Raw genomic sequence first — 24,150 nt, 5'->3', positions numbered from 1 at the left:
TGTTCAAACAGTCCAATTTTGATCTTAATGAGGGGCAGGGATTGCCGTAATCTGATGATGCCCGTTAACGACAATGCCATGGATGACCTCGCCCATTCGCGCGGGATCCCACTCTGTGCGCACGCCGTTCTCAATCTTGATGACATGTAAATACAATCGTTCTATGTAGAGCAGCGACCTTACCGAATGAAGCAATGAATGAAGCACCGAAATATGAAGCGCTTCGCCGATATTCCAGCCTTGGCCGTCCGCATTGCCCGTAATGGAATCAAGGAACGCATCCAGCTTAGCAGCAGAAGCCAGCTCCAGCGGCAGCAGCTCATCCACTGATTCCGCCGCAACGGTGGCATGCACCGATATCTCCAGGTAAGCCGGCTCGATGACACGAATTGCACCGCCCAGCGATACAAGATTGGAAGCTTTGCGAATAAGCTCACGCTCCACCGTCTTCTTGAGCTCCGGAAATTGTGCCGTACCGGCAAGCCCGCCCGCAGGGAAAGCAACAACCGTAATAGCGCCGGGAGTTCGCTTAAGCAAAGCGTCCCGATTGCTTAAGCACTTCACCTTCGCAATCTGCGGATACGCCTCGCGGGCAATCCATTCGACGTCCTTCGTCGTAACTGCGCGTCCCCGATGCTTAAGCTGCTGCGGTCCGCGGGCAACCACCTGCTCGATACGCTCCGCATCGCCGCCGCCAATCGATGGCGCGGGATTCGTTACGCTTCGGATGAAGGCGATCGGAAGCTGCATACCTGTAATTTGGTCTGCCGCTACATGACCGCCAGCTCCGGCAGTCGTCTTGAAGCGAATTCTGACCGTCTCCGACTCCTGCGAGGAAGGCAAGCGTCCGTGTACCCCATCGCCGAATTGCAGCGTGCCTCCTGCATGATTCGTCACATAATGTCTATCGTCCGGCCCCGATTCGGCCAGCGAGGCAGCGGCCTGCCAGCGTACCCAGAAGCGCTGGATCTCGCCTTCGCCGTCGCGCTGAGCAGCGTACGCCGAGCTTTCGGTTTCCAGCAATCTTTCCTGTTCGAGCGCCGTATATCTCTCAACCTCATCCACCCATACTTCTTCGTCGATGAAAGCGGTCTGTGTCAGCTGTACGAATCCGTCAAGCGGAATGGCAAGCTCTCTCTCCTGACTGACCTGCTGCCTGGCTGTCACCGCATTCATATCAATGCGGCTAGCAACCGGCAGTTGCGGATAAGTTCCGTCCATGCAGCCGTCGCGATTAATCGCCCGCAGCCAGAACCGCTCGCGTCCGAACAAGCTTGCTTGCACCATCGTCTGCGGTCCTACCCATTGCAGCTCTCCGCTCGATGTAAAACCATCCGTGCCGTCCGTTGTCTTCACAGGCAGCCAGACGAGCCTGCCGTTCTGCGCGCATAACGCTTCCCATTCGACCCAAGGTGGCTGATTGCGGCCTGCGAATGGACGATCAAGCTCGAAGCGTGTCCGCAGCGGCCCTTTCGTCGGTGCTGTATCGAATGAAGCATACACGGTAGGCTGCTTTGTTGCAGGCGGTTCGAACAGTTTATACGCTGCTCCTCCCGCTCTCGCCTCCTGCGTGCGGTCTCTCACTTCGATATTGCTTCTCGTATACAGACTGTCAGGCATGAATAACGCCTGCGAAGGCTGTGCATATGTAAATGCAGGTGAAGACAGCCACGGCGACATATACTCTACGACCGGCGCAATAATCGGATCGGTCTGCAGTACGCGCGCGCGCAGCCAATAATCGTATGAGCCGTTGACGAACGTCTGCGCTATATCTTCAGGGCATTCGAATTCAACGGCAAACCTTCTCTCCTCTTGCTCCGGCAGCTCCTCGAATAAGGTTCCGAACTGCTCGCTGCCGGGAAGCCGGGCCCAATTCACGCCGTCCCAATATTCCCACTGCACTTTGCGAATATGAATTCTCGGCGGGTCTTTCTCCTCGAAATCATAGGTTCTCATGACCATTTTCCACTTGACCTCGGGGTCTTGGGCCATGCGAAGACGATTAGCCGACAGCTTGGCCGTAAAGCTTAGCTTTACATGGCTCTTGCGCTTCGTGAACGCCTCCTCGCATGACAAGTAAAACACAGAATAAGGTACGAAATGCTCGCCGAACGGATAGAAGCCGTCTGCCGGCACCTCGGTATCATTGAAATACAATGCGCTCGGCTTAATGCCTTCCGTATCGCGATGTGCATCATGCGCCGCGCGAATACGCAGCTTGTCCATCTCCAAATGCTTCTCGAGCAGCGGCGAAGCCGCATCCGGCAGTTGCTTCACCGTACAACGTATCCAGCGCCCCTTAATGCCTTGATACTCCGTTACTTCAAGCTTGCCTGCCTGCTTTTTATACAAAATAATCGTTTGACCGGCAGCAGTGGCCTCATCGAACTTCACCCACTCGCCATTGCTCGGATACGTCCACTCAACAAGATCGGAAGCGAGGGAAGCGGCCAGCTCCGGCTCCGAATAACGTTTCTCCGAATGATGCACGTTCAGATAGAAGCGATTAGGACGATCGACAAGAAACAAATCGTCATGACGGATATACATCGAATGCTCCTGTTCGTTCACCTTATAATCGGTATCGAACAAACGCACCTCCGGTACGATTCCCGCTTCTATGCTTTGGCTGTACTTCTCGGCGGAAGTCACAATCCGATCCTTCGCCGGAAGGACGTTAATCCATTCCTGCAGCTTGGCAGGCGTTGCCAGCAGCGTCTTCTCCGTCTCGAACACCAGCGGCTCGCCGCCTTCTGGATTCGGCGCGGTAAGCGCCAGTCCTGCCGGCAGATAGACGGGATTCACGGCGCCCTCGCTGAGCCCGAATACAACGGTCGCAAGTGACGGACGCGGCGGCTGCAGCTTCACTTGAATCAGATCAAGGAAAGCCAGAAAATGGTTCAGAGGCGCTTGATTAAGCCGCTCCACCGTATCCTGCAGCATCTCCGACGTTAAATAAGCCAAGCCTGTACCCGCATCCGGATCTTCCGGCGAGAACCGCCATTCCGGCGTATAGTGAGGAGCCATCTCTTTCAATCTAGCCATGAAAGAGGCAACATTGTTCGCATTAATGCTTGGCGGACGAAGGCCGCCGCCCGTTCTTCCTCCATGCTTCATCGCATCGCTTCGCTCCCGTTATTTCGTGCCTTCCTCGAGATAAAAAGGATAGACCTGATTAAACAAATTGTTCGTTGACCGCACCGCATACGATACCGTCAGCAGCACACGCCCGGTATGCTGAGGATCAAGCTGCGCTTTCACCTCGATATCCTTCACCCTGGGCTCCCATATCCGAATTGCATCCGTAACTTCGCTTGATATGAGCCGCAATGACGTTTCGTCTGTCGTGCCGAAAACGAACTCTCGCAGTCCGCAGCCGAAATCCGGCCGCATTAGCCGCTCCCCCTTCGAGGTGCGAATAATAATTCGAATCGCTTCCGCTATATCCTCCTCGGCATCGGCCATCAAAATGCGGCCTGTCGTGGCATCCACCTGCACAGGAAACTTCCATCCTTTTCCCAAAAAAGAAGCCGACATTCCAGCACTCCCCCTCTTCCGTTTGAACTAAGCGGCTAGTTGATCTTGACCATAGAGCCCTTGAGCGTCAGAATGCCATTCGTCTTCACTTCCATCATCCCGTTCGACTGCAGAGTCAGCGAGGCATCGGCCTCTACCTTCACTTGCGCTCCCTTAAGCGTCAGCGACTTCGCGCCCGTCATCGTCACATCGCCTTGCGAAGTCATCTCGAGCTTCGCCGTATCGCCGCTCTTCACCGTGACTTTGTTCGCGGTGCTGTCCAGCACGATCGATTGTTGCGTGTTCTGCATCGTAATCGATACCTTCTTGCCCTTGTCGTCCATTTCAATGCTATGGCCCTTGCTCGTCTTGATCGTAATGCTTCCGTCTGTACTGTTATCGTCAAAAGTAATTTCGTGCCCGCTTCGCGTCTTGATCTTGCGAACATCGTTTTTCTCTTTGCCAGCCGGAGGGGGAGCTTTCTTGCTCCACAGCGTTCCGATGACTACCGGCTGATCGAGTCTGCCCATTAGAAAGGCGACCAGCACCTCGTCGTTGACTTCCGGGACGAACAACGTACCCATATCGTTACCGCCCATCAACGACGCAATCCGAATCCAATCGGTCTGCAGTTGCCCCTCCCGAAGCGGAAATCTAACCTTTACGCGGCCTAATTTCTCAGGGTCTTTGTTATCGCTGACGATCGCGTTCAAGACGCCGGATAATTGCTCAGAAGGCATAGAGCGCTGGTGCGAATCGAAAAAACCTGTAAAGTTCGAGCTCATATGGCATTCCCCTCCGTTTCGAAATGAACAATGTAGCCGTTGTCCGAATCCATCTTATGTGACACCTTCGTCAATCTCGCCGTATGATTGAGCTTCGCTCCGCCTAACCCGTCGAACTTGATAAGCTCGCCCGGCTTAAGCTCCGGGAAGCCTATGCAGCTCCCATGTCCGCTGACAAGCTCGCGCGACAGTCTCTCCAGCATCGCCTTGGCAAGAGCCGTAGCCTCATCCTGTGAAGTCGCTTGCGTGTATACGATCTCGATTTTTTTCGCAGAGAGTTGCGCCGCGACGCTCGGCCCCGCCTTCTCCATCGTGCCGATCTTCGTTATCGTCTTCGCAGAAGCTTCGATCGGCTCCATTTTGTCCACATCGTAACCTCTGACCTTCACCTCTGCTACTTGGCTGGATGCATCAACCTGAAGCGTGAACTCCAGCAAGCTTTTGCCATATTGCAGTGTAATGATTGGATCTCCCGACGTTTTTGGTTTTTTAAAATAAAGCTTGGACGCCGTCACATAAAAATGCCGGTCGTTATCCATCGCGAGCGAGCGAATAAAGTGGTAATCGCTCACGCCGATCTGTTCAATGGTATTCTTCTTAACGGTCGTCGCATCAATATCGGTCGATAGTCCGTATTCGCCGGCAATTTGCTGAACGATATCGCTGTCCTTCGATTGCGACCACACTTTGGAATGCGACGACTTCATCATCATGAAAGAGCGGTCCATCGCGACTACGATGATCTTAGGGTTCATGTTCGAGCCATACTCGACGTTATAGCCCGTAATCACACCGTCAAATACGAGCCCTTTTTTGTCCGCATAACCAAGCTTTACCTGAAGCAGTTTCCCTACGGCAATCGTCGTCCCGACCCATTGCATGACGTTGTCCTGCCATTTGAAGGCGTTCGCGATGCAGAATCTGGCAACGTCCGCCTGCGCATCGGTCGTCTGCTCCACGTCGACCCATTCCAATGCCATATCCAAAAGTCTAATTAATTGCCCATCAATGAGGATGTCGGCTTCAGGCGCAGTAAAACCACCGTATTTGGTCTCTAGCGAATCAAAGGTGTTGGCCGGCATACGCTCACTCCAATCTTGGAATAGTTAAACTTTTACCAGCTGCAAGCAAGCGTGGATTATCGATGCCGTTAGCCTCGGCGATATGCCGCCATGCGCCTGGATCCTCATATTCGTCTGCTGCAATCGACCATAGCTGATCGCCCAGCTTAATCGTCTTCAGCTTCGTCCGGTCAGCTGATTGCCGCGGAATTTCCTGGTACTGCTCCTTCATCGTTTGGCTGCTCTTCATGGACAAGCCGAGCGTTGCTCTTACCGGCACGCCCGATTCCAGAAACATCGTGTATCTTTGCGATATGGAAGTGACGACACCTTTGAAGTCAAGCGAGCCCCATACGAATCGGCAAGTCGGGGGCGCATGAAGATCGGAATCAACGTCCATCATGCCTACAATGGCGGAAGTAATCTCCCTAACGTCCGTGCCGAGCTCGTAAGTATCGAAGAACAGACTAAGCGTCAAGGTAGAAGCATCGCCGCCGACAAATTGCGAGATAGGCCTTTGAAGACCGGGCACATCATTCTCCGAATATTGATTACCTACCTCTAGCTCGTATTCCGTCGGGTTGAACATCACGTCTATCGTTTGCGTCCGTTCATGCCAATAGATCCAAAACTGCGCTTTGCTTAAGGCCATAATCCGCTGCCCCCTCTTCTACTCTTCTAAAAGCCGCGCCTGCGCTGCTCCAGCTTCATCTTGCGCTCCAGCGCTTTGTATACTTGATCCGCTATCGCCTCGGGACGAAGCTGCGGAATCTTCATGATCATCTTCTGCAGCTTCTCGGGATCAAGCTCCTTCGGCGCTTCCACCTGAACATGACGCTCCGGCTCCTTCTGCGCCGCTTGCTTGCGTTGATGATGCGCAAGCTGCGGCATTGCGGCAGCCGAGGCGTATGTGCCCGGCGAGGCTGTTCCGCTCACTGCTCCGGCCGATGCCGCTGAGCGAGCAGCAAAGCGCAACCGCAAAGGGCTTGAGCCCGGTGCAGCCGTTGTTGCTGACCTTTGAGCTGCTTGCTGCGTTTGGCTGCCCGATTGTGTAAAAGCCTGCTGTTCCGCAGCCTGCTTGAGCACCGATTGCAGCGATAACGGCACGAAACTGCTTCCGGCACGCTGCACAGTCATAGCAGCACTCTTCACAGATGATAAGCTGTGGCTTGTCTGCGGAGCTGTTCTTTGCTGTATGTTGCGAATAAGACGATGTGTCGTACTTGTTTTAAGAGCGGCCATCACCCCAGCGGACGTTGGCTGCGAAGACAAAGCTGCAGACCTAGCTTGTCCGTTTCGGACTTGCTCTGATTGCCCTTGTACGTCTTCGTCCGATCTCACAACTGCGCTGCGTCTTCCGACCAAGTCGACTATTGGCGTCTTCAGCGCGGACGAAATGAAGCTGCCCGAACCTGCGCTCGTTTGCTTGGCCACCGTTGCGGCGACATTATTAGTCTTTTGGCCTTGCGGTTTCTTCTTCGCGCCAGCGCTCGTTCTCCGCTGGGCAGTAATGGAATGATCCGGTTGAACGGGCGGTGCCCCCGCAAGCCGTCTATGAATCGTCGCCGCCAGTGACGGTGACGCATTGGGCGATTGATGAATCAGCTTAACGGTAGAAGAATGACTCGACTGCTTGCTTCCACGCGACAACTGCAGCGGTGTACTCCGTTGTGATGCTTCGCTTGTTGTTACTGGCACGGAAGCTGGTGAAGATGTCACGTTATCCTGAAGTCGCTGGCTAAGTTCCTTGGGCTGTTCTGAAGACTTAGTTGTACTTGCCTGTATAACTTGTTTCCCCAGCGATTGTCGCAGCACCAATCGCACGTTCCCTTGCACGGGTGCTCCGTTCTTTATAACCGTCCCCCTCGATCTGCTTGAAGGCGGTTGTTGCGGCGCATCGGCTGAATGCCGCCTACTCATACGAGAGTTAATAAGATGGGCTAACGAATTCGTGCGCACAACTGATTGCGGTTGCTGTCTCGCGCCCGCAAGTAAAACATTCCATCCAGCCCCGCCTTGGACAGCGGCGCCTGTCTTAATCGAAGCTATCGGCTGTCCCTGCGATCGAGCAGCTTGCGGCTTGGCAGCTTCAGAAGCAGGGAGTGAGCGTTGCAGGTCCGTTACGGAACCCCTTGTCGCGCCTGCTTGTTCATTGGCTTCGCCCTTCGGTTCTTTCTCGCGATGCACGAGCCGCTTCGCAGCAATGGCAGGCAGCACCCGTTTATTTGGTTCTATCTGCGTTGCTGTTGATTGCGGCTTAGCCTCGAACCAAGTCGTATGCTGCTTAAGCAGACGCAGCTGCCCCGGAAGCTGATTATACGTCACCGACATTTCACCTCGGCTCGTCATCAGCTTAAGCTGGCCGACAGCTCGTTCGCTCCTAGGTTGCGGCAATTTTGACGTGCTTGCCGCAGCACCGGTCGTTCTCCCAGCATCGCTGACTGCAACAGGCTTAGCACCCGTTGATTGCGTCTCAACTTTACTGACCTGCTCCGCTTCTTCCGGGCTGTTCTTCTTTGCCAAATGCTCCAGCTTCGCCGCCGGACCGGGTTTTCCTTTTCCGGACAACCTGCCTTGAACAGCATTTGTTGCCGACTTAGCATCATCCAGCTCTGCCTGCTCCGCTTGCTTCACTCGCTCGGAAGCCTTCGCCTCACTCTGCTCCGCTTGCTTCACTCGCTCCGACGTCTTCGCCTCGCTCTGCTCCGCTTGCTTCGCACGCTCTGACGCCTTCGCCTCGCTCTGCTCCGCTTGCTTCACTCGCACCGACGCCTTCGCCTCACTCTGCTCCGCTTGCTTCGCCCGCTTAGACGTCTTCGCCTCACTCTGCTCCGCTTGCTTCGCCCGCTTAGACGTCTTCGCCTCACTCTGCTCCGCTTGCTTCGCACGCTCTGACGCCTTCGCCTCACTCTGCTCCGCTTGCTTCGCACGCTCTGACGTCTTCGCCTCACTCTGCTGCGCTTGCTTCGCACGCTTAGACTTCTTCATCTCACTCTGCTCCGCTTGCTTCATTCGCTCGGACGCCTTCGCCTCGCTCTGCTTCGTCTGAACGTCACGGGCTACGCGACTGACATCGGCAGCATGCATCTTACCGTCTGAGCTGCGCAGCCGACTGCTCCTTGCATTCGTCAGTTGAAGTGGAGCAGCCTCACGGCCGCTTCTATAATTCAATACGGAGCTCTTCAACTTAACCCGCTCTTTCACAATCGGCTTCTGTAAGCTTTCCAACCGGCGAGCCGATTGAATCGTAATAGGTTCTTTGCTTCTAGCTTGAATCCATTTATGAAAATCCGTTCCCGCCTGCAGCTTACGTTCACTCGCTGGAATGCCCGGCGATTCGGCTTTCTTTCCGATTTGGGTAACTTGTATACTTTCCGTCTTTGTATGGACTGTGCTGCTCAATCCGCCAGCACCGCTCGTACTACTAGTACTACTCATACTGCCTGTACTACTCTTACTGCCCATAAGGCCAGCAGCCTTTTCAGCTTTGTTAAGATCAGCTTGATCTCGCCCTTGCAAGGTGACGGCAGGCTGAGTCACTGCAATTTCCCTCACGGTCCGATGTTCCTTAATGATGCGCTGTACGTCTCTATAAATGACGGTTTGCTTCTCTACCGTTACTTTCTCACGTTCAATAACGCGTTCTATCCGAGGCGCAGCGCTTGCCGCCGCATCCTTTTTCGGTTTCGGCTGCTTCGTCGTATCCTTCGGCGCAATGACCTGCACATGCACCCTCTGCTGTACGACCGAAGGTTCGCCCAAGCTGTTTTTTTTATGCGATAATGATAATCCGCCAAATTGGCTTTTTCCTTGCTTTTGTTTGTACTTATTTAAGATGCCTCCGGCAAAAGACTGAACCGATGTCGGTTGCTGCTTCGTATCGCTGGCCCGGTTCGTCGTCCTTTTCACTTCTGGCATCCTCCTTCTTTCATTCTGCTTGATCGATTCACGTGGTCCTAGTTAAATCCGCCATATAAGCCGGTATGAGCAATTTCGATAGACTCGAATGCAACGTCGCTCGTACTCGCATTAAGCTGTGGCCCCGACCATCTGACCGGATATCCGTCAAAAAAGCTCCACCGGCCAAACTCTTTCCCGTCGGCGTTTTGGAGTACAATCGCTCCCGTCTTGCGTGTAATCGGACCATCGATCGAGCTCTCATACCAGTTCCACAGCACCGGAGACTTCGTAACGCCGCGGCGCAATACGAGATTCGGATACCGTACGCCTTTTGGCAGCTTATGAACGTACCCGTTCACGCCGCCTTCGCGGTACTCCTCGATTTCTGTCTCGGCTTCCAGTCCCGACACCTCGGTGAACCCGGCTACGAATACGCCGTCCAGCTCCACCCAGAAGTTAAAGCTGCTTGCCACCGTGAACAGCCGATCGTTTTCCTTGCCTTCCATCGCTGCCATAAAGTAAGCGTCACCTCTTTCCGAAAACGTCGAACACGTTCGGCTTGTCCGTATCCTCGTTCATTTTCCGGTTAATTCTCGAAATTTCATCGCACCAGCGGCGACGCTCTGCATGCTCCATATTCATAATCTCGTCATGCGACCAATGGAAATAATAAGCGACGAAGCCTACCTCCTCATATAACCGGTCAACCGGATAATTTAGGAGAGGGCCTCTGTTAAGGACAAAAAATCGACAGCCACCTCGAACTCGTGATCGCATTTCGGACATGCTGCCGCCACTTTTGGCGCTTCCAGATCGTTAATTTGGCGATACAGGTTCTGCAAATAAGCGAGATCGGCCGTGAACAGCTTCTCAACGAGCCTCGTATCGATATGTCTAAGGTCGCCCAGCTTCGTTACTACCCTTGCCATCAAAATAACGGTCAAGTAGCTTGGATTGGATTGCACGCGCGGATCCTTCATCGGCAATATTTCGTCGGCTGCGGTTGCCAGCCTCATGACGCCGCGGCGGTGAAGGTTGCCATGCTCGTCGACATAGCCGCGCGGAAGCTCAAATTCGTATTCGGTTTGAAACGCCATCCTTCTATCACTCCAATACCATCTATTGATGTATGCCTAAGGACTTGCTTTATAAATCCTGTTGCATAATCTGCAACGGATTCGTCATCCTGCTCACCTTAAGACGAATGCCATTGCACATTTTGCAACTGATTGACCACTCTCTGTTCCTTATGTGCCACTTTCTCATCCATCCGTTGCATAATCTGCAACCATGACATTCGAAAGCAAGCTCTATTCCCAATTCAATTGCAGCTTCTGCAACGAGAGCCTCATTTGCAATCTCCCTGCTCCCTACAAAGTTTGACAGTTGCAAAAATAAAGCGGAAAACAAGAGAGGAGTAAGCCGATAACCGCCTACTGCCGCCTCTTGTTCCGTTGCATCACGCGTGTATTAAGCCGTGCGCGTCAAACCTTCATGCGCGAATTCCAGCAGCTCGATTGCTACTTCGTTGCCAAGACCGTTGAAGGTAGGCGCCGTGTACTTAACCGGCCATGCCTCGATAACGTTCCAGCTAGCCGTTTCCTCGCCTTCCTCGTCAACCGCGGTAATCGTAATCGTCTTACGCTCAACCGTACCCTCGATGCACTCTTGAATCCATTCATACAGCTCCATCGATTCCGTAGCGCCCCATTTGAGCGTAATGTTGCCGTACTTCACCAAGCCTGGAAGCTTGCGCGGGGTAATAACCTCGTTGCCCTCGCGGTATTCAATAACGTCGAAAGTCGCTTCAAATCCGGAAACCTCGCTGAATCCGGCCTCTTCCAGACCTTCGATTTCAACAATAAATCTATAATTGCGATATGGATCAATACGATCTCCTGCCATGGTTATCCCCTTCCGTTATTCGATATGGAAGCTAAATGCAAATGCTATTCCTATTCCGAGCCCGTGCGTTGAGTAATGCGGAATACGACGAACTCTGCCGGTTTGACAGGCGCAACGCCGATTACGCAAACCAATCTGCCGTTGTCAATGTCGTCTTGCGTCATTGTCGAGCGGCCGATATTGATATAGAAAGCTTCGGACGGGCTTGTACCCGACAGCGCTCCGTCACGCCATACGCGCATCAAGAAAGCTTCAATCGTCCGCTGTACGCGTGCCCATAGCTGCTCGGTATTCGGTTCAAATACGACCCAGTTGGAGCCGTTCTTAATCGAACTTTCGAGGAAGATGAACAAGCGACGAACGTTGATGTATTTCCAAAGCGTGTTCGACGAGCAAGTTCTCGCACCCCATACGCGGATGCCTTGTCCCGTGAACGAACGGATCAGGTTAACGCCCGCAGGGTTAAGAATATCCTGTTCGCCGTTGTTGTATTGCACGTCAATGCCGACTACGCCGCGAAGCGTTTCGTTGGCCGGAGCCTTCTGTACGCCGCGAGTAGAGTCGGAACGGGAGTATACCCCTGCAATCGTACCGGAAGGAGGGATGAAAATATTGCGTTTGTCGAGCGGATCAAACACTTGAAGCCATGGATTGTACAATGCGCAGTAGCTCGAATCGAATAGATCGCGGTGAGCCAAAACGTCCTGTACCTTCGTCACTTCGCGCGGAAGATCGAGGATCGCGAACCGGCTGCCGAGCAACTCGCAATGCGCCACGAGCGACAATTGCACGTTCGGATCAGTTACGCCTGGAATCGCCATAATGCTGACAACGTCGTTATCGATGAAAGCTTGGATACCCGTTCTCTTGCCCGGGCCAAAATCTTCGCCGATAAAGTCGCCTGCGGACAAGCTTGCAGCCGTGCCGTCGCTGCCGCCGGAAAGCGTAATTTCATAAGAATCGGCATCTGCGCCAGCCAGTTGCTCGAACGGGGATACGCTGCCCTCGGAAACCGATTGAACGGCGATATGAACCAGCACGGAGCGGCCTGCCGCTTTCTCCACATAGTTAGGAGCTTCAGGGTTAAGCGATACCTTCTCATACGTCTCAACTTCAGAGCCATAGCTTACCGAAAGCGTGAATTCAGCTGTGCTCAGCCATTTGGACGGAACAAGCGCCGTATCCACCACTTCGCCCTTCAGCGAATCAGCGAGCTCAATCACTTGATCATGCACGGATACGATGCGGCTGTATTGCTTCTCCGAACCGTTCGTGTACACGACCACATCGCCTGCATAGAAGCCGGCTGCGTTTTTCACGCGGTAACGATTGCCTTCAGCAGCCTCGAAGATTGGCGTCTTAGCTTTGCTTGCCGGAACGGCTACAAGACGGAGCTGATTGCCCCAAGCCCCCGGGTTTTTGGCGGAAACGGACAGTACACCTGCTTGCTCGCTATTGGAAGCTGCAGCCGCATCCGAAGGTGCAACGCGTGCGATAAAGCAGCGGGAACCTCCGTTTGTGAAAAACTGATTAACCGCATAAGCCAGGTAACGATAAGAACCAAATGCATTCTCGGACAAATAAGAGCCGTAGACGCGCTGGAAATCTGCAGGGCTTGTAATAAGCTGCGGCAAGCCCTCGACGGGTCCGCGTGACGCAAGACCGATAAAGCCCGCCGTGCTTGTGCTCACTCCCTCGAGCGGCTTGGAGCCACTTTCAAATTCCTCCACGTAAACGCCTGGCGATAAGTACTCAGCCATGAATGATCTCCTCTCTGAATCTATTTATGTATTAGGTGACGTTCGGCTTCTATGGCCATAGTCAGCCCCAAGACCAAATTCATTCGGGAAAGGTGCAACTACAGCACAATGGTGCTCAGCTTCGCAACTTCCCCGGCCGTTGCTTGCAGCTCGGCAATAACGGCCTTCCCTCCGGCTTTCACCGTTGCCTTGACGGCAAACTGTCCCGGCAACGAGCCTCGAAACGGCAGCAGCACCGTCCCGTCCAGCCCGCTTCGCGTAACGATAGCAGGCATTAGCTGCGCGCCTCTTCGGAAGCTATGAGCTAACGGACGTTCGAATCTAAGCACATCGCCCGGAAGCATCTCTGCGACACGAAGGAGTTGTTCGTTCTCCATATCGCGCAGAAGCAAGCATTCCCCTGCGAACGTCTTGCCCTTGAACGAACCCGCAGCTACCCGGCTGTCGCCAGCCTTCAGCCCGTCCTGGGCAACTCTTGCCCTGGCTGCAGCATCCTCTGTCGCATACGCTTCGATGTCAGCGTGCGGAATCGGCTTTCCAGCCTCATTCACAATTCTGACCCTTACAGCCGTTGCCGCCGCAGGATAGGCATAGCCAGACCCAGGCAGTAACGGTACGGTTACGACAGGAGCAAGCGGAGGCAGCGCCGACAGATCAATCTGTTCACTGTACGGCATGAACATCGGCGACTTGACAGTGAGCGCATAGACACCCATTGGGACGTCTAGAAACAAATAGGTGCCGTCCGATTTGCGAACGGGCTTGCGGGCGATGCCCTCAAGCGATACGGTAATGCCGCCGGGCACTCTCCTCGTCCATACATCGACCGGAGAGACAACGAGCGAGCATCGCGTAACGAGCGTATCTCTGAGCTGCGACATTCCGCTAGCCACCGCCCTTCTCTTCGAGCACAATATGGCGCTCGACGACACGCGAAACCGACTTCACGCGAGTGGAATCCAGCATGACCGGACCGACGCGATACACAACCGACAGCTTATAAGGCAAATCTCCGAATTGCCACAGTTTAAGCAGTTCTTCGCTCTCCATGCTCACAAGCGACAGCCGAATCGTCTCTGCGCTCTCGGCAAGCGATCCTTCGAGATAGGGACTGCGGAGCACGGAATTGTCGTAAAGCACCTGCATAGCTCGTCCTAATATGCGATGCTCGTCAAGCGATTTGGTCAAACGATCCGCATTCGAATGCGCTGTCATCAGAAAATAGAAATCTAGCGATTGCGGCGGATATTGTAGCGTGCTTCCACGATCCTGCATGCCCGTGCGACGTGCTTCGCCATTTTCCTTCACGTTGAACAGAAATAACGACAAATTAAGATCGCCCGCATCACGCGGAGATGCAATGCCAATCAGATCGGTGCGCGGCACGGGGTCCGGCGTTAGATTGTCGCGCAGCAAACGAAGCATGCTTGCGCCCAAATCCGCGATAACTGTATAACCGGCCACTGCCATTCCCCTCTCTTTCCTTACACAGTGCTGACATAGGCTTTTGACCTATTTCGACTCCAAATCTATTATAGCTTTTCTGCCATTAATTGACTACGAAAAACTACTCATTTTATGTCAAAAAAACAAGCAATCTGATCTATTAGTCGCGGTTCATATCCTAATTTCGCTAGATTTGGCGAAATTTCATGCATACGGGTCGAATAAGCCCTTCACCACGATCTTGCCCATCTTGTGAAATTCCTGTCTGGAAGCTCGAATCATATGGCGCATTGCGATCGCGCTTTGCTCAGTTGCTGCCATGTAGGCGGCGGCAAGCACAATGTTCTTGATATGACCGCCCGCAACATCCACTGCAGACGCAAGAAACGGAAAGTCGAGATCGGAATCAAGCGGCGCCTCCGCGGGCAGCATGGAGCGGAACAGCCGCTCACGCTCGGCGCTGTCCGGGAACGGGAACTTCACGATGACGCCCATTCGGCGCAGGAAAGCTTCATCCATATTTTGCAGCAGATTCGTCGCCAGAATGGTAACGCCATCAAAAGATTCGATCCGCTGAAGCAGGAAAGCGGCCTCCATATTCGCATATCGGTCATTAGAATCCTTGACCTCCGTACGTTTGCCGAACAATGAATCTCCCTCGTCAAAAAAAAGAATAGACCCGCTGTTCTCTGCTTCTTCGAATAACTCGCGTAAGTTCTTCTCTGTCTCGCCGATATATTTGCTCACAACGCGAGATAGATCGATTCGGTAGAGCTCAAGTCCCAGCTCGCGCGCGACAACCTCTGCAGCCATCGTTTTCCCCGTGCCTGGAGGCCCGGCGAACAACAAGGCGAGTCCTCGTCCGTAAGGAAGCTTGCTCCCGAAGCCCCACCGATTAAGCACCGTTTCATTGAACTTATAGCGGTTGCACGCCTCTGTCAGCAGCGCCAGCGGCTCTTCCGGGAGCACGAGATCGCTCCAGGAACGGCTAGGCGCACGCTTCTCCGCAAGCTCGCTCAAGCGATGCTGGACCTGCGATCTCGAAGCTGCTGCATAATCGTTCAGATCGGCACTGCTTCGTCCTTGCAAGGAGGCAAGCAAGGCAGCCTGCCGCCTGGTTCCTTCTATTTGCCCAGCCGTGAACGCATATTTGTCGGCCAGCTGCTCATAGAGGGAAGGATCGTCCCAATCGGAGCTCCCAAGCTCCCATAATTTCAATCGTTGTTCGGCGTCTGGTACAGAAATAGTGAATGATAATAACGAGGCTTCCGCAGGCAGAGGAAGCTGTGCGCCGCGACGTTCGCGCCGCGCCAGCCAGATGACGACAGGGAACGGCGATGCTCCCGCATATTCGACAATGGCCGCATCCAGGCTGCTTTTATACGACTCTAGCAGCGTGTCGCCGGCCATCCCTTCAGTAAGCCCGAGCATAGCGCCGGATATCAGCGCTTCGCGCACAATATGGCGAAGCTGCTCGCTTCGCTTATCTGCCTCACTGTCCAGCTTATCCAATGCAACAACGAGCAGCGGCTGACCGGAAGCTTCGGCTGCATGTCGTGCATGCAGCTTTTTGCCTGCTCCTGAAGGTCCGACTATCTGCATGAAAGGAAGTCTTGCTCCGCCATTGGCACGCTCTTGATTCACGGCAAGCTGCAAGCTGACCTGCAGCCGCTCATCATACAGAAGTCCCGGCGCGGCCTGCCGCTCGTCATACTTTACGGCGACTGCCGCAATCCGGCTGTCCAATGCCTCCGTATGAAGCAGGAAACTTACGACGCGGGGATCAAGACGCAGCGGAAGCTTTAAGGAGCTGCGCTCGCCGACAGTCTCGTTTTTTAGCAGAAACCGTCTTAGCGGCGAGGAGCCTGCCAAATAAGCGCGCGCCGTGTCGCGCTCCTCCTCCGAATCGCATAGCAAGCGCAGCGCAAGCATGGCTGTCGGAACACGAAGCGTCACGTCATCGTTCAAATAGCCGAACCAGCTCTCGTATCTGATGTCGAGCTCCGGAGCTAAGCACAATAGGACACAGCGCCGCTCCCACGCAGACAAGCCAAGCTGATGCGACATGCGCGCGAGCGGGGAGTCGTCCGTTTCTCCAGCGGCATCGCGCTCCGCCTCCCATTGCAATCGGTATGCCCTGAACGCAGCAAGAGCATCGTCCTCCAGACGATGCTCCGTCTCCTCTAGCGTACGCTCGATATCGGATGGCGTTATCATTAACCCGCGCATCGAATAAGGAGCTTGACCGTCAATCTCCTTGCTCTCGAAATCAGCCAGCAATAACCGCATTCCTTGTTCGAGCAAGCCAAGCTCTTCATATATATCCTTCGAAACGGCTGCAAAATTTGTCATATCCATCTCCGAATTCCAAAATGATCGCGCTATCTGCGCATTAGGCACAGTACGGCAATATCGTCAGACTGCGGAGCGCCGTCCGCGAACATGAATACGTCCATCAGCAGCGCGTCGATAATCTCCGCGCTTGAATAACCGGAGGTTTGCGACAAAAACTGCTGCAGGCGATGAACCGTATATTGCTCTTGCAGCGCATTTTCCGCTTCCGTAATGCCGTCCGTATATACAATAAGGCGATCCCCTTTGTCTAGACGAATCGTCTGATCGTGATAGACGAATTCCGGGAACGACCCTAGCGGAATGCCTTTGCGCAGCTTGATCGGTTGAACGGTACCATCCGCCTTCACGACATAAGGCGTACAATGCCCTCCATCGCTAAGCACAACATCACCAGTCGATATTTGCAGCACGCCGCATACGATCGTTGCGAATAGCTGCGCATTATCCGTACATAACTCGTCGTTCACCTTCTCCAGCAGCTCGCCGGGCGACAGCTTCGGATTCATCTTTCCTTTCAGCAAGGAAAGCGTCATCGCCATGAACAACGCGGCCGGAATTCCCTTATCGGATACATCCCCCAGCGTGAAGAAAAGATGATCATCATCGATCTTGAAGAAGTTATAGAAGTCGCCTCCTACCTCCTTCGCCGACTTAAGCAGCGCGCACACGTCGAACGGCTCGTTGGCCGAAGGCATCGTCGTAGGCAGGAAGCTAAGCTGAATGCTGCCGGCGATTTGCAGCTCGCTCTCGAGCCTCTCCGTAAGCGCGGTCGCCTGCTGCAGCTCGCTTACCGACTCCTCCAGCGCCTCGTACAGCCTTGCGTTATCCAGCGCGAGCGCGAGCGGACCTGCCAGCTTCGCAAGCGCCTCGCGATCGTCGTGGCTGAACGCTGCGCCGCCGCTCTTTCCGGCAGCCTGCAGAACGCCAAGCTTGCGTCCCCGCGCCGTCATCGGAATGGTGACGACATCCGCGCCTTGCAAAGCACCGCCGTTCTCCTCGAAGAAGGCGGCCGCTTCTTCGGCCAATACGAGACGTCTAGCCGCCTCGTTCACCGCGCTTAGCAGCTCTGGCTTGTTCAGCGACGCATGCAGCTCGGCACTAAGATCGAACAGGGTTTCCGCCCGCTTCAGCTTCGCGGCGAGACGGCGGTTGCGAACCAGCGTATAAGCCGCTGCGCCAATACCCGCTGCGCCGATTATCCATTCGAGTTGAGACAATTTTGTTACCGCCTTTCAAGCTCGCGCCAGCTTTCCATTACGCGCCTGCCCCGATTTTTTCTAGCGCTTCCTCGCGCGTAGCCGCTATTTCCAAGATTGTCGTAAATCCCGACATTTCGAACACATCGTATACCTGCTCGCCCAAGCACGCGCATACCATCTTCCCTTTTGATGCCCGAAGTTTCTTCGCCGCTACGAGAACGACGCGCAAGCCTGCGCTGCTTATGTATTGAAGATTGCTGAAATCGAATATAAAGCTTTGCTTTCCTTCAGACAACAATTGCAAAAAAGCTTGTTCCGCCGCCGTTGCATTGTTCCCGTCCAATCTTCCTTCAAAAGGAAGAATCGTAACGCCATTCCATTCCGTCGCTGCTAGATTCATCATTCGTTACCCCCGATTGCTCTTATTCGTTATGACTTTCCATAGGCTGAAATTGCTTGCGCATCCGAAATCGGTTTATCCCCCCGGTATATTCATAGTGAATATCGTCCATTAACCGTTTTACGAAAAAAATGCCAAGGCCGCCGATCGGCCGGTCGTCGAGTTCCAGATCAAGCAAAGCGCTCGCATCGGAATTTTCAAGCGGATTGAACGGTATGCCCCCGTCCTCAATCTTCACTTCGACGCTGCTGGGCGAGGCTTGGATGATGACAGCAATACTATGCTCCCCGCCTGACGGGAAGCCGTAGTTGACAATATTGACTACTAGTTCCTCGCATGCCAGAGACAAGTCAAGCACTGCGCGAGCCGTCCACCCTACATCGGCGCCGATCTCTTCCAAGCGCTCATTCAAACGCTCAAGCTCGTCCATTCGGTTCAAGAGCTTGATCTCGCGATCGATAGGATATTGCCGATCGTTCAACATCCATTCCCCCCACACTTCTATGAAGTCATATGCCAAAAGCACTATGCCGGAATTCGCCGATATTTTTGTCTGTTATATCATTCTACGAAACTATCGCGAATCCTGCCGAAAGGGTCGAATATTGGCACAGAGGACTGTCGACCCATCTTGTCATTTTTCGACTATGCCTTGCTGGAGTGCATAAATTGTCAATTGAACCCGATTGGCGAGATGAAGCTTTTGCAAAATATTTTTGAGGTGGTTTTTGACCGTATGTTCGGAGAGGGAAAGCGCCCCGGCGATCTCGCGGTTGGAAGCGCCCGTTGCGACATGCTCAAGCACGACCTTCTCCCGATCGGTGAGCGGCGTTGTCATATCAGGCAGCGGCTTAGCCGCTCCAGCAGCCGGCTTGCGCGATGAAATGGCCTGGTCAACTGAGGGAGAAGGCTTGTCCATTCCCGTAAACTCCTGCAGAAGCCGGAAAGCAAGCGCCTTGGACATCGGCGCTTCATCGACGGTAACGGCATGCAAATATTCGAGCCAAGAGGAAGGAGCGATGTTCTTGAGGAGATAGCCTTGCGCGCCGCGCTTAATCGCTTCGAAGAGGTTAGTGATATCGTCGGAAACCGTAACCATTATAATTTTAAGAGAGGGTTGAAGCTGCTTAAGACGGAAAGTGGCCTCAAGTCCGCCGATACCTGGCATATTGATGTCCATAAGCACAAGTTCAGGACGGATGGCGGCTGCAAGCGCGAGCGCCTCCTCGCCGCTTGACGCCTCCCCGACAACCGTAAATGCGGGATCGCTTGCCACAATCTCCCGCATTCCTTCGAGACCATGAGGATGGTCGTCAACAAGCATCACCCGAACCGGTGCTGCGATATCCGTCATTTCGTTGCCCCCTTACCCCGTATCGTTACTATCATTCCATGCGAATAAGCAGGCGACACATCGAGCGACCACCGCATCGCATCCGCTCTCGCCCGCATCATCTTCAAGCCGTACGTCCCCTGCTTGTCCAGCCCGTCGCTTGACGCTCCGATTCCATCATCCTCGATTTGACAATAAAATGCGGCTTCATCGCCCGCCGAGCCGGCACTTAGCGGATGTTGGCCGCCTCGGACGACTACATGCTCTGCTCTCGCGTGCTTCTGCACATTCATTAGCGCTTCGCGCATAATGGCAAGCAGTTCGACCTTTTGTTTCGGAGATAATACATCCTCATTCAACTTCCAGTCGACAGTCGACTGGATACCGCTCGCCTGTTCCATCTCGGCAGTCAGATGATGAATGCTTTGCAGCCATGGCTGCATGGCAGGCAGTGGCGTATGATGCAGGCTCTCGACCTGCTGCCTGACATCGTCATACAAGCGCCGGACTGTCGTTTTTATTTCCTCGGCCGTGGCGAGCGCCTTCGGATCGGCAGTCTCGCGCTCCAGCCGGTCGAGCTTAACGGAAAGCATGAACAGCGATTGCGAGATGCCGTCATGCAGCTCGCGCGCAAGCTGCTCCCGCTCCTCGAAGGCGGCCTTCGAGACTCGCTCCCGATGAAGAGAATCTTGTGTTTGCTCCAGCTTTGCGAACAGACCGCGCAGCAATGTCAGCGTCACAACGAATACGAGCGCCGGAGCAAGAATATTACCCAGCTCCATCGAAACGTAGGGCAGCAAAACCGCATGGCGTACATACTCCCACAAGCCGATCGTAACCGTCGGTATCCACAGTATCAGCCACTTCAGCCATTTATAAGACAACCTGATCCCCCCTGTCTTAATCGTTACGGAATGGAATCGTCTCCACCGTTGTATGGCCGTCTATATCGGTAATGTGCAGTTCTGCTTCCCATGCACCCGGATATGGCAGCTCAACCTTGCCTGCCTTATATTCCGTCAGCTTGAAGCCAGGGAAGGAACTATCGTTATTCGTTTCCTTCGGCAGCAGCTCCACGGTAATCGGCGCAAGATTCGGACGCTTCTGAGACGTGATCGACAAGCTGACAGCTTCCGGCTCTCCCAGCTCCTCTGGCAGCCACACCTTGAGCGACACCTCATTGGGACCAGGTCCGTTCGGCGTAACGTCCAATGTGTAATGAAGCTCTTCGCCCATTTTGTGATAATTAAGCGGCTCCGTATCAGGTGCCGGGCTGATATAAGTAAGTACGCCGACAATCAATAGAACGGCGATCATCAGTATGCCGTCCAGCTTAAGCAGCATGCCGCGCGGCATTTCCTTGCGCTTTGCGCGCACTCGCAGGAATGCTCCGACGACGACAACCGCAAGGACGAGAAGCGCTTTGGCCATAAGCAGCCATCCCCAGTTGCTGTATAGCAAATAGCGCCACGAAGGCAATAGGAACACCGTCATGATGATGCCTGTGACGGCTAGAAGCAAGATCGTTATCCAAGCAACGGTCGTGAACCTGGCGGCGAACCGCCCAGCCTCCTTACGGTCCGAGAACCAATAGAGCAGGAGCAGCATAACGCCCCCTGCCCATATGGCCGAGCAGCTCAGATGAAGGAAGTTCATAATGAGAGCGAGCGCCGAATTGTCGAGCGCCAGCGTGTGCCCGCCGAAGCTCTCTACGCCGAGCAGCAGCAGCGCCCATATCGCTTTAACCATTTCATTTTGCTTCAATATAACGAAACCGAGAACAGCCAGCACTAGAAGCGCGATCCACGAGCGGCCGGCATTCGTCTCTGTAAAGACGCCGATGGCATCCACACTTGTGCCGAGACTATTCATAAGTGCATTGAAGTGAATAAAGATGTACACAATGGCGGTAAGAAGCAGTGTTCTAACGGCAAGCAAACTCCACTTGGCATGCATGCGCTGCGGATCGCTGCCAGATGCAAAAGGAAGCGCAACGGACCATAACATCGTTCCCGTTGCCGCCATCAAAGCGATATAATAGACCGCTCTAATGATATACAGCAGTGATTGTCCTCCTGTCGCACCGCCGGAATAACCTGACTCGGAATGCTGATGCGATGCATCAACGGACGCCGCGGCAACTTGACCAGCCGGAAGCCAAAGTAATAATGTGAATATTAAAAGGGCAACAATTGCGAACAGGTAAAAAGCAGCCCTCGAGCTTCTCCCTGGGTTCCTATCATGTATGTTGTCGTGAGTGTGAATCATAATGTCGCTCTTGAACCTTCCTTCCGTTACGCTTGTTATCACGTACAGTGTACTAAACGCAAATGAAAAGAACAATGAAACCGCCGCAGTGACACACAATGCTCACCTTTTGCAGCCCAATTGCAAGAGGGCGTATAAATTTCACTGAAATCGCCGATGCTCATAAATGATACCAATAGCGGTTGCCGTCCATTTAACGGCGTAAGCTGACGCGGCTATGCTGCTAAACTTCGAATAAGGATGTGTGATTGGATGTCAGAAAAGCCTTATCAGCTCGCCCGCTTTGGCGAGCAGGCGGATGCGCTTGACTCGATTCGCAAGCTGGAACAAAAGCTTAGTGAGGATTATGGCTCAACGGTTGCGTTGGTTGCTTACGCCGAAGCCGACCATTCAGACGGCAAGCGGCAAGCAAGGGAATAAGGGAATAACCGGCTAATATGAGAGCTGCTCTCGTGTACGCCGGTTTTTTTGTTGTTTTCGGAGTGACAGTTTGTCTTTCTGAGTCTTAATCTAAGTTGGATAATTGCAGCAACTTTACGTGATTTAGACTGTTTTCGAAGGCTATGTTGCATATTTGCACTAACTTTCCTTCAATAAGTTTCATTTCGGCCATTTCAGCAAAAAGTTGCTGCAAAAATCCAGTATAGCCGGTAATTGCTCCTTTTAAGGGGGATCTATACTGGAGAAATCCAACATAGCAACTGCCAGCAAACCAACGCCCCTTCCAATGCCAATAATGGAGCCATGTTCTATCCCATGTTAAACACTTGAACGATAATCCGGCCAATACGGCTCCTCTATCCTTGGACAGCCTCTGTCGTCGCTCCAAACGTAGACCCATCCCGCCAGCTCTGGGCGATAAGCATCCCGCACCCATACCCGCTCGTAATCATTACGTTCCTCTATGCCGTAAAATTCCTCGAGCTCATCCATCGACGCAAGTCCCGCTCTATCGACGACGATCCACTGACCGCGTATAATACTATTGCGCCGCTTGGCATCGGCATCCCGAACGGCTGCCGGATACGAGCCGCAATCGACCAATCGGCCGAACACTTGTCCCGTTCTTGAAGCTTGTATGAAGCTTGCAACGACGTGATGATTGCTTTCGCCGGGAAGAAGCGTTCCATAAATAAATACTTGAATGCTCATAAATGCTGTTCACACCTGTCCATACGAGTGTATTGCGTATTTGATGCTATCATCATAAGGGGCAGTTGACGATACGACAAGCTGCAAAAATAAGCTACCCCATGCAGGCAAGGAGGTTCATCAATAGTGGCTCATTCGCAACCTTACGGCGTATACGGCTACCGATTCCAAGATTCGCCGCAGCTCCCGATCTACCAGTTGTTCGCAGTTGGACATCAGCAAGTTAGCGATCCCGAGTACTCTTGGGACGGGATGAAGCGGATCGATGGACCGCTCTATTTACTCCAATATACGGTGTCGGGCTTCGGCCGATACCGTCTTGGCGATACAACCTACGAGGTGGGCCCGGGAACGGCTTTCCTGGCCGAAATTCCGGGGGATCATCATTATTACTTGCCTCCCGAAAGCGACAGCTGGACATTCTATTTCGTACTCATTCGCCAAGCTAATCTGCAGCCGTTATGGCGAGAGCTTATCGATTCGATTGGCGTAACGCCTCAGCTTGAGACCGGCAGTTCTGCGGTTCGTGCGCTGCAGAGGCTGTATTCAGAAGCTCGTATGAACGGTATAAAGAACAGTTATCAGGCATCGTCGTTCGTATATACGCTTATGATGGAGCTGCTGCAAACCAAATCTAAGTTTCAGAACGAGAGAGAGTCTTGGCCGAGCAGCATTCGTGATGCCGCCTTCCACATGGAATCTTCATTCGCACAGCCTGAGAGTTTGGACGAAATCGCCTCCGTTGTCGGCTTATCCAAATATTACTTTGCTCGGTTGTTTCTTCGGACGACCGGCATGTCGCCGATGGATTACGTCACGAAGCTGCGTATTGAGAAAGCAGTCGAACTGCTGCGCAGCTCGAAGCTGACGGTCGATGAAATCGCCCGAGAGGTCGGCTATGCGAACGGCAGCTACTTCAGCAAAGTGTTCCGCAGCAGAGTCGGTTTTCCGCCAGGAGACTTCAGACTGGCGAAGGAGCTGCCATCCATCGATAGACTGCGATTTGATTGAGCAATATTTTACATACGAACGCAATAAAATAGGCTAGCCACAGGGTAATGATTCGT

Annotated in this window: 23 protein-coding genes; 2 read left to right on the top strand and 21 right to left on the bottom strand. The window is 53.5% G+C overall.

Annotation, left to right across the window (positions count from 1 at the left end; genetic code table 11):
* Positions 1-24: 24 nt before the first annotated feature.
* The 20 genes from AC0YN0_RS01475 to AC0YN0_RS01380 form a co-directional block, all read right to left on the bottom strand.
* Entirely contained in the window at positions 25-3,120 is a 3,096-nt protein-coding gene (locus AC0YN0_RS01475; protein ID WP_475819696.1) for a baseplate J/gp47 family protein, read from the bottom strand.
* Between the two features lie 18 nt (positions 3,121-3,138).
* Positions 3,139-3,540, bottom strand: coding sequence for a GPW/gp25 family protein (locus AC0YN0_RS01470; protein ID WP_307200548.1), 402 nt, complete (start codon positions 3,538-3,540; stop codon positions 3,139-3,141).
* 35 nt (positions 3,541-3,575) lie between these two features.
* Positions 3,576-4,304 carry a phage baseplate assembly protein V gene (locus tag AC0YN0_RS01465; protein ID WP_442052146.1) on the bottom strand — a complete coding sequence of 243 codons (729 nt, stop codon included), beginning with the start codon at positions 4,302-4,304 and terminating at the stop codon, positions 3,576-3,578.
* Positions 4,301-5,386, bottom strand: coding sequence for a phage late control D family protein (locus AC0YN0_RS01460; protein WP_475819695.1), 1,086 nt, complete (start codon positions 5,384-5,386; stop codon positions 4,301-4,303). Before AC0YN0_RS01460 ends, AC0YN0_RS01465 begins: the two co-directional genes overlap by 4 nt.
* 4 nt (positions 5,387-5,390) lie before the next feature.
* Positions 5,391-6,017 (bottom strand): CIS tube protein, encoded by a 627-nt coding sequence (locus tag AC0YN0_RS01455; RefSeq protein WP_475819694.1) that lies wholly within the window; start codon positions 6,015-6,017, stop codon positions 5,391-5,393.
* Between the two features lie 26 nt (positions 6,018-6,043).
* Positions 6,044-9,274 (bottom strand): cell envelope integrity protein TolA, encoded by a 3,231-nt coding sequence (locus AC0YN0_RS01450; protein WP_475819693.1) that lies wholly within the window; start codon positions 9,272-9,274, stop codon positions 6,044-6,046.
* A gap of 47 nt (positions 9,275-9,321) precedes the next feature.
* The gene (locus tag AC0YN0_RS01445; RefSeq protein WP_337099678.1) at positions 9,322-9,780 is read right to left on the bottom strand and encodes a phage tail protein; all 459 of its coding nucleotides are present in this window, start codon (positions 9,778-9,780) and stop codon (positions 9,322-9,324) included.
* Positions 9,781-9,790: 10 nt separating this feature from the next.
* Positions 9,791-10,042, bottom strand: coding sequence for a DUF6760 family protein (locus tag AC0YN0_RS01440; protein WP_475819692.1), 252 nt, complete (start codon positions 10,040-10,042; stop codon positions 9,791-9,793).
* Positions 9,982-10,362 (bottom strand): phage tail assembly protein, encoded by a 381-nt coding sequence (locus AC0YN0_RS01435; RefSeq protein WP_442047911.1) that lies wholly within the window; start codon positions 10,360-10,362, stop codon positions 9,982-9,984. The genes AC0YN0_RS01440 and AC0YN0_RS01435 overlap by 61 nt, the downstream gene beginning before the upstream one ends.
* 373 nt (positions 10,363-10,735) lie before the next feature.
* A complete protein-coding gene (locus AC0YN0_RS01430) occupies positions 10,736-11,170 on the bottom strand; it encodes a phage tail protein (RefSeq protein WP_337099680.1) in 435 nt (144 codons plus the stop codon).
* Positions 11,171-11,220: 50 nt separating this feature from the next.
* Complete coding sequence (locus AC0YN0_RS01425) at positions 11,221-12,930, bottom strand: phage tail sheath family protein (protein WP_475819691.1); 1,710 nt, start codon at positions 12,928-12,930, stop codon at positions 11,221-11,223.
* A 98-nt stretch (positions 12,931-13,028) separates the two neighbouring features.
* Positions 13,029-13,811, bottom strand: coding sequence for a hypothetical protein (locus AC0YN0_RS01420; RefSeq protein ID WP_475819690.1), 783 nt, complete (start codon positions 13,809-13,811; stop codon positions 13,029-13,031).
* Between the two features lie 4 nt (positions 13,812-13,815).
* Complete coding sequence (locus AC0YN0_RS01415) at positions 13,816-14,394, bottom strand: Pvc16 family protein (protein ID WP_442047914.1); 579 nt, start codon at positions 14,392-14,394, stop codon at positions 13,816-13,818.
* A 186-nt stretch (positions 14,395-14,580) separates the two neighbouring features.
* The gene (locus AC0YN0_RS01410) at positions 14,581-16,728 is read right to left on the bottom strand and encodes an ATP-binding protein (RefSeq protein WP_475819689.1); all 2,148 of its coding nucleotides are present in this window, start codon (positions 16,726-16,728) and stop codon (positions 14,581-14,583) included.
* A gap of 29 nt (positions 16,729-16,757) precedes the next feature.
* Complete coding sequence (locus AC0YN0_RS01405) at positions 16,758-17,948, bottom strand: PP2C family protein-serine/threonine phosphatase (protein ID WP_475819688.1); 1,191 nt, start codon at positions 17,946-17,948, stop codon at positions 16,758-16,760.
* A 37-nt stretch (positions 17,949-17,985) separates the two neighbouring features.
* Complete coding sequence (locus AC0YN0_RS01400; protein WP_475819687.1) at positions 17,986-18,333, bottom strand: STAS domain-containing protein; 348 nt, start codon at positions 18,331-18,333, stop codon at positions 17,986-17,988.
* A gap of 19 nt (positions 18,334-18,352) precedes the next feature.
* Positions 18,353-18,814 (bottom strand): ATP-binding protein, encoded by a 462-nt coding sequence (locus AC0YN0_RS01395; RefSeq protein ID WP_475819686.1) that lies wholly within the window; start codon positions 18,812-18,814, stop codon positions 18,353-18,355.
* A gap of 150 nt (positions 18,815-18,964) precedes the next feature.
* Positions 18,965-19,684, bottom strand: a complete 720-nt coding sequence (locus AC0YN0_RS01390) for a response regulator (protein WP_475819685.1) — start codon at positions 19,682-19,684, stop codon at positions 18,965-18,967.
* Positions 19,681-20,547: a sensor histidine kinase gene (locus tag AC0YN0_RS01385; protein ID WP_475819684.1), complete on the bottom strand. Its 867-nt coding sequence runs from the start codon at positions 20,545-20,547 to the stop codon at positions 19,681-19,683. Before AC0YN0_RS01385 ends, AC0YN0_RS01390 begins: the two co-directional genes overlap by 4 nt.
* 16 nt (positions 20,548-20,563) lie before the next feature.
* Positions 20,564-21,931 carry a copper resistance D family protein gene (locus AC0YN0_RS01380; RefSeq protein WP_475819683.1) on the bottom strand — a complete coding sequence of 456 codons (1,368 nt, stop codon included), beginning with the start codon at positions 21,929-21,931 and terminating at the stop codon, positions 20,564-20,566.
* A 252-nt stretch (positions 21,932-22,183) separates the two neighbouring features.
* Between AC0YN0_RS01380 and AC0YN0_RS01375 the strand changes: the two genes are divergently transcribed.
* The gene (locus tag AC0YN0_RS01375; protein ID WP_475819682.1) at positions 22,184-22,351 is read left to right on the top strand and encodes a hypothetical protein; all 168 of its coding nucleotides are present in this window, start codon (positions 22,184-22,186) and stop codon (positions 22,349-22,351) included.
* 339 nt (positions 22,352-22,690) lie between these two features.
* On the opposite strand, the gene AC0YN0_RS01370 is transcribed toward AC0YN0_RS01375, so the two are convergent.
* On the bottom strand, positions 22,691-23,083 hold the full coding sequence (locus AC0YN0_RS01370; protein WP_475819681.1) for a gamma-glutamylcyclotransferase family protein: 393 nt from the start codon (positions 23,081-23,083) through the stop codon (positions 22,691-22,693).
* 126 nt (positions 23,084-23,209) lie between these two features.
* Between AC0YN0_RS01370 and AC0YN0_RS01365 the strand changes: the two genes are divergently transcribed.
* Positions 23,210-24,094 (top strand): helix-turn-helix domain-containing protein, encoded by an 885-nt coding sequence (locus AC0YN0_RS01365; RefSeq protein ID WP_475819680.1) that lies wholly within the window; start codon positions 23,210-23,212, stop codon positions 24,092-24,094.
* Positions 24,095-24,150 lie beyond the last annotated feature (56 nt).

The organism is Paenibacillus sp. J22P218 (genome assembly GCF_056269195.1).
The sequence above is the reverse complement of the archived record's forward strand: the minus strand, read 5'-3'. Positions and strand labels throughout refer to the sequence as shown.

Excerpts from the sequence above, each read along its gene's own strand:
- AC0YN0_RS01375 (WP_475819682.1), top strand. The coding sequence starts at position 22,184 with ATGTCAGAAAAGCCTTATCAGCTCGCCCGCTTTGGCGAGCAGGCGGAT.
- AC0YN0_RS01465 (WP_442052146.1), bottom strand. The coding sequence starts at position 4,304 with ATGAGCTCGAACTTTACAGGTTTTTTCGATTCGCACCAGCGCTCTATG.
- AC0YN0_RS01390 (WP_475819685.1), bottom strand. The coding sequence starts at position 19,684 with ATGACGGATATCGCAGCACCGGTTCGGGTGATGCTTGTTGACGACCAT.
- AC0YN0_RS01440 (WP_475819692.1), bottom strand. The coding sequence starts at position 10,042 with ATGCGATCACGAGTTCGAGGTGGCTGTCGATTTTTTGTCCTTAACAGA.
- AC0YN0_RS01435 (WP_442047911.1), bottom strand. The coding sequence starts at position 10,362 with ATGGCGTTTCAAACCGAATACGAATTTGAGCTTCCGCGCGGCTATGTC.
- AC0YN0_RS01370 (WP_475819681.1), bottom strand. The coding sequence starts at position 23,083 with ATGAGCATTCAAGTATTTATTTATGGAACGCTTCTTCCCGGCGAAAGC.
- AC0YN0_RS01410 (WP_475819689.1), bottom strand. The coding sequence starts at position 16,728 with ATGACAAATTTTGCAGCCGTTTCGAAGGATATATATGAAGAGCTTGGC.
- AC0YN0_RS01475 (WP_475819696.1), bottom strand. The coding sequence starts at position 3,120 with ATGAAGCATGGAGGAAGAACGGGCGGCGGCCTTCGTCCGCCAAGCATT.
- AC0YN0_RS01420 (WP_475819690.1), bottom strand. The coding sequence starts at position 13,811 with ATGTCGCAGCTCAGAGATACGCTCGTTACGCGATGCTCGCTCGTTGTC.
- AC0YN0_RS01380 (WP_475819683.1), bottom strand. The coding sequence starts at position 21,931 with ATGATTCACACTCACGACAACATACATGATAGGAACCCAGGGAGAAGC.
- AC0YN0_RS01395 (WP_475819686.1), bottom strand. The coding sequence starts at position 18,814 with ATGTTGAACGATCGGCAATATCCTATCGATCGCGAGATCAAGCTCTTG.
- AC0YN0_RS01400 (WP_475819687.1), bottom strand. The coding sequence starts at position 18,333 with ATGATGAATCTAGCAGCGACGGAATGGAATGGCGTTACGATTCTTCCT.
- AC0YN0_RS01430 (WP_337099680.1), bottom strand. The coding sequence starts at position 11,170 with ATGGCAGGAGATCGTATTGATCCATATCGCAATTATAGATTTATTGTT.
- AC0YN0_RS01425 (WP_475819691.1), bottom strand. The coding sequence starts at position 12,930 with ATGGCTGAGTACTTATCGCCAGGCGTTTACGTGGAGGAATTTGAAAGT.
- AC0YN0_RS01445 (WP_337099678.1), bottom strand. The coding sequence starts at position 9,780 with ATGGCAGCGATGGAAGGCAAGGAAAACGATCGGCTGTTCACGGTGGCA.
- AC0YN0_RS01460 (WP_475819695.1), bottom strand. The coding sequence starts at position 5,386 with ATGCCGGCCAACACCTTTGATTCGCTAGAGACCAAATACGGTGGTTTT.
- AC0YN0_RS01455 (WP_475819694.1), bottom strand. The coding sequence starts at position 6,017 with ATGGCCTTAAGCAAAGCGCAGTTTTGGATCTATTGGCATGAACGGACG.
- AC0YN0_RS01470 (WP_307200548.1), bottom strand. The coding sequence starts at position 3,540 with ATGTCGGCTTCTTTTTTGGGAAAAGGATGGAAGTTTCCTGTGCAGGTG.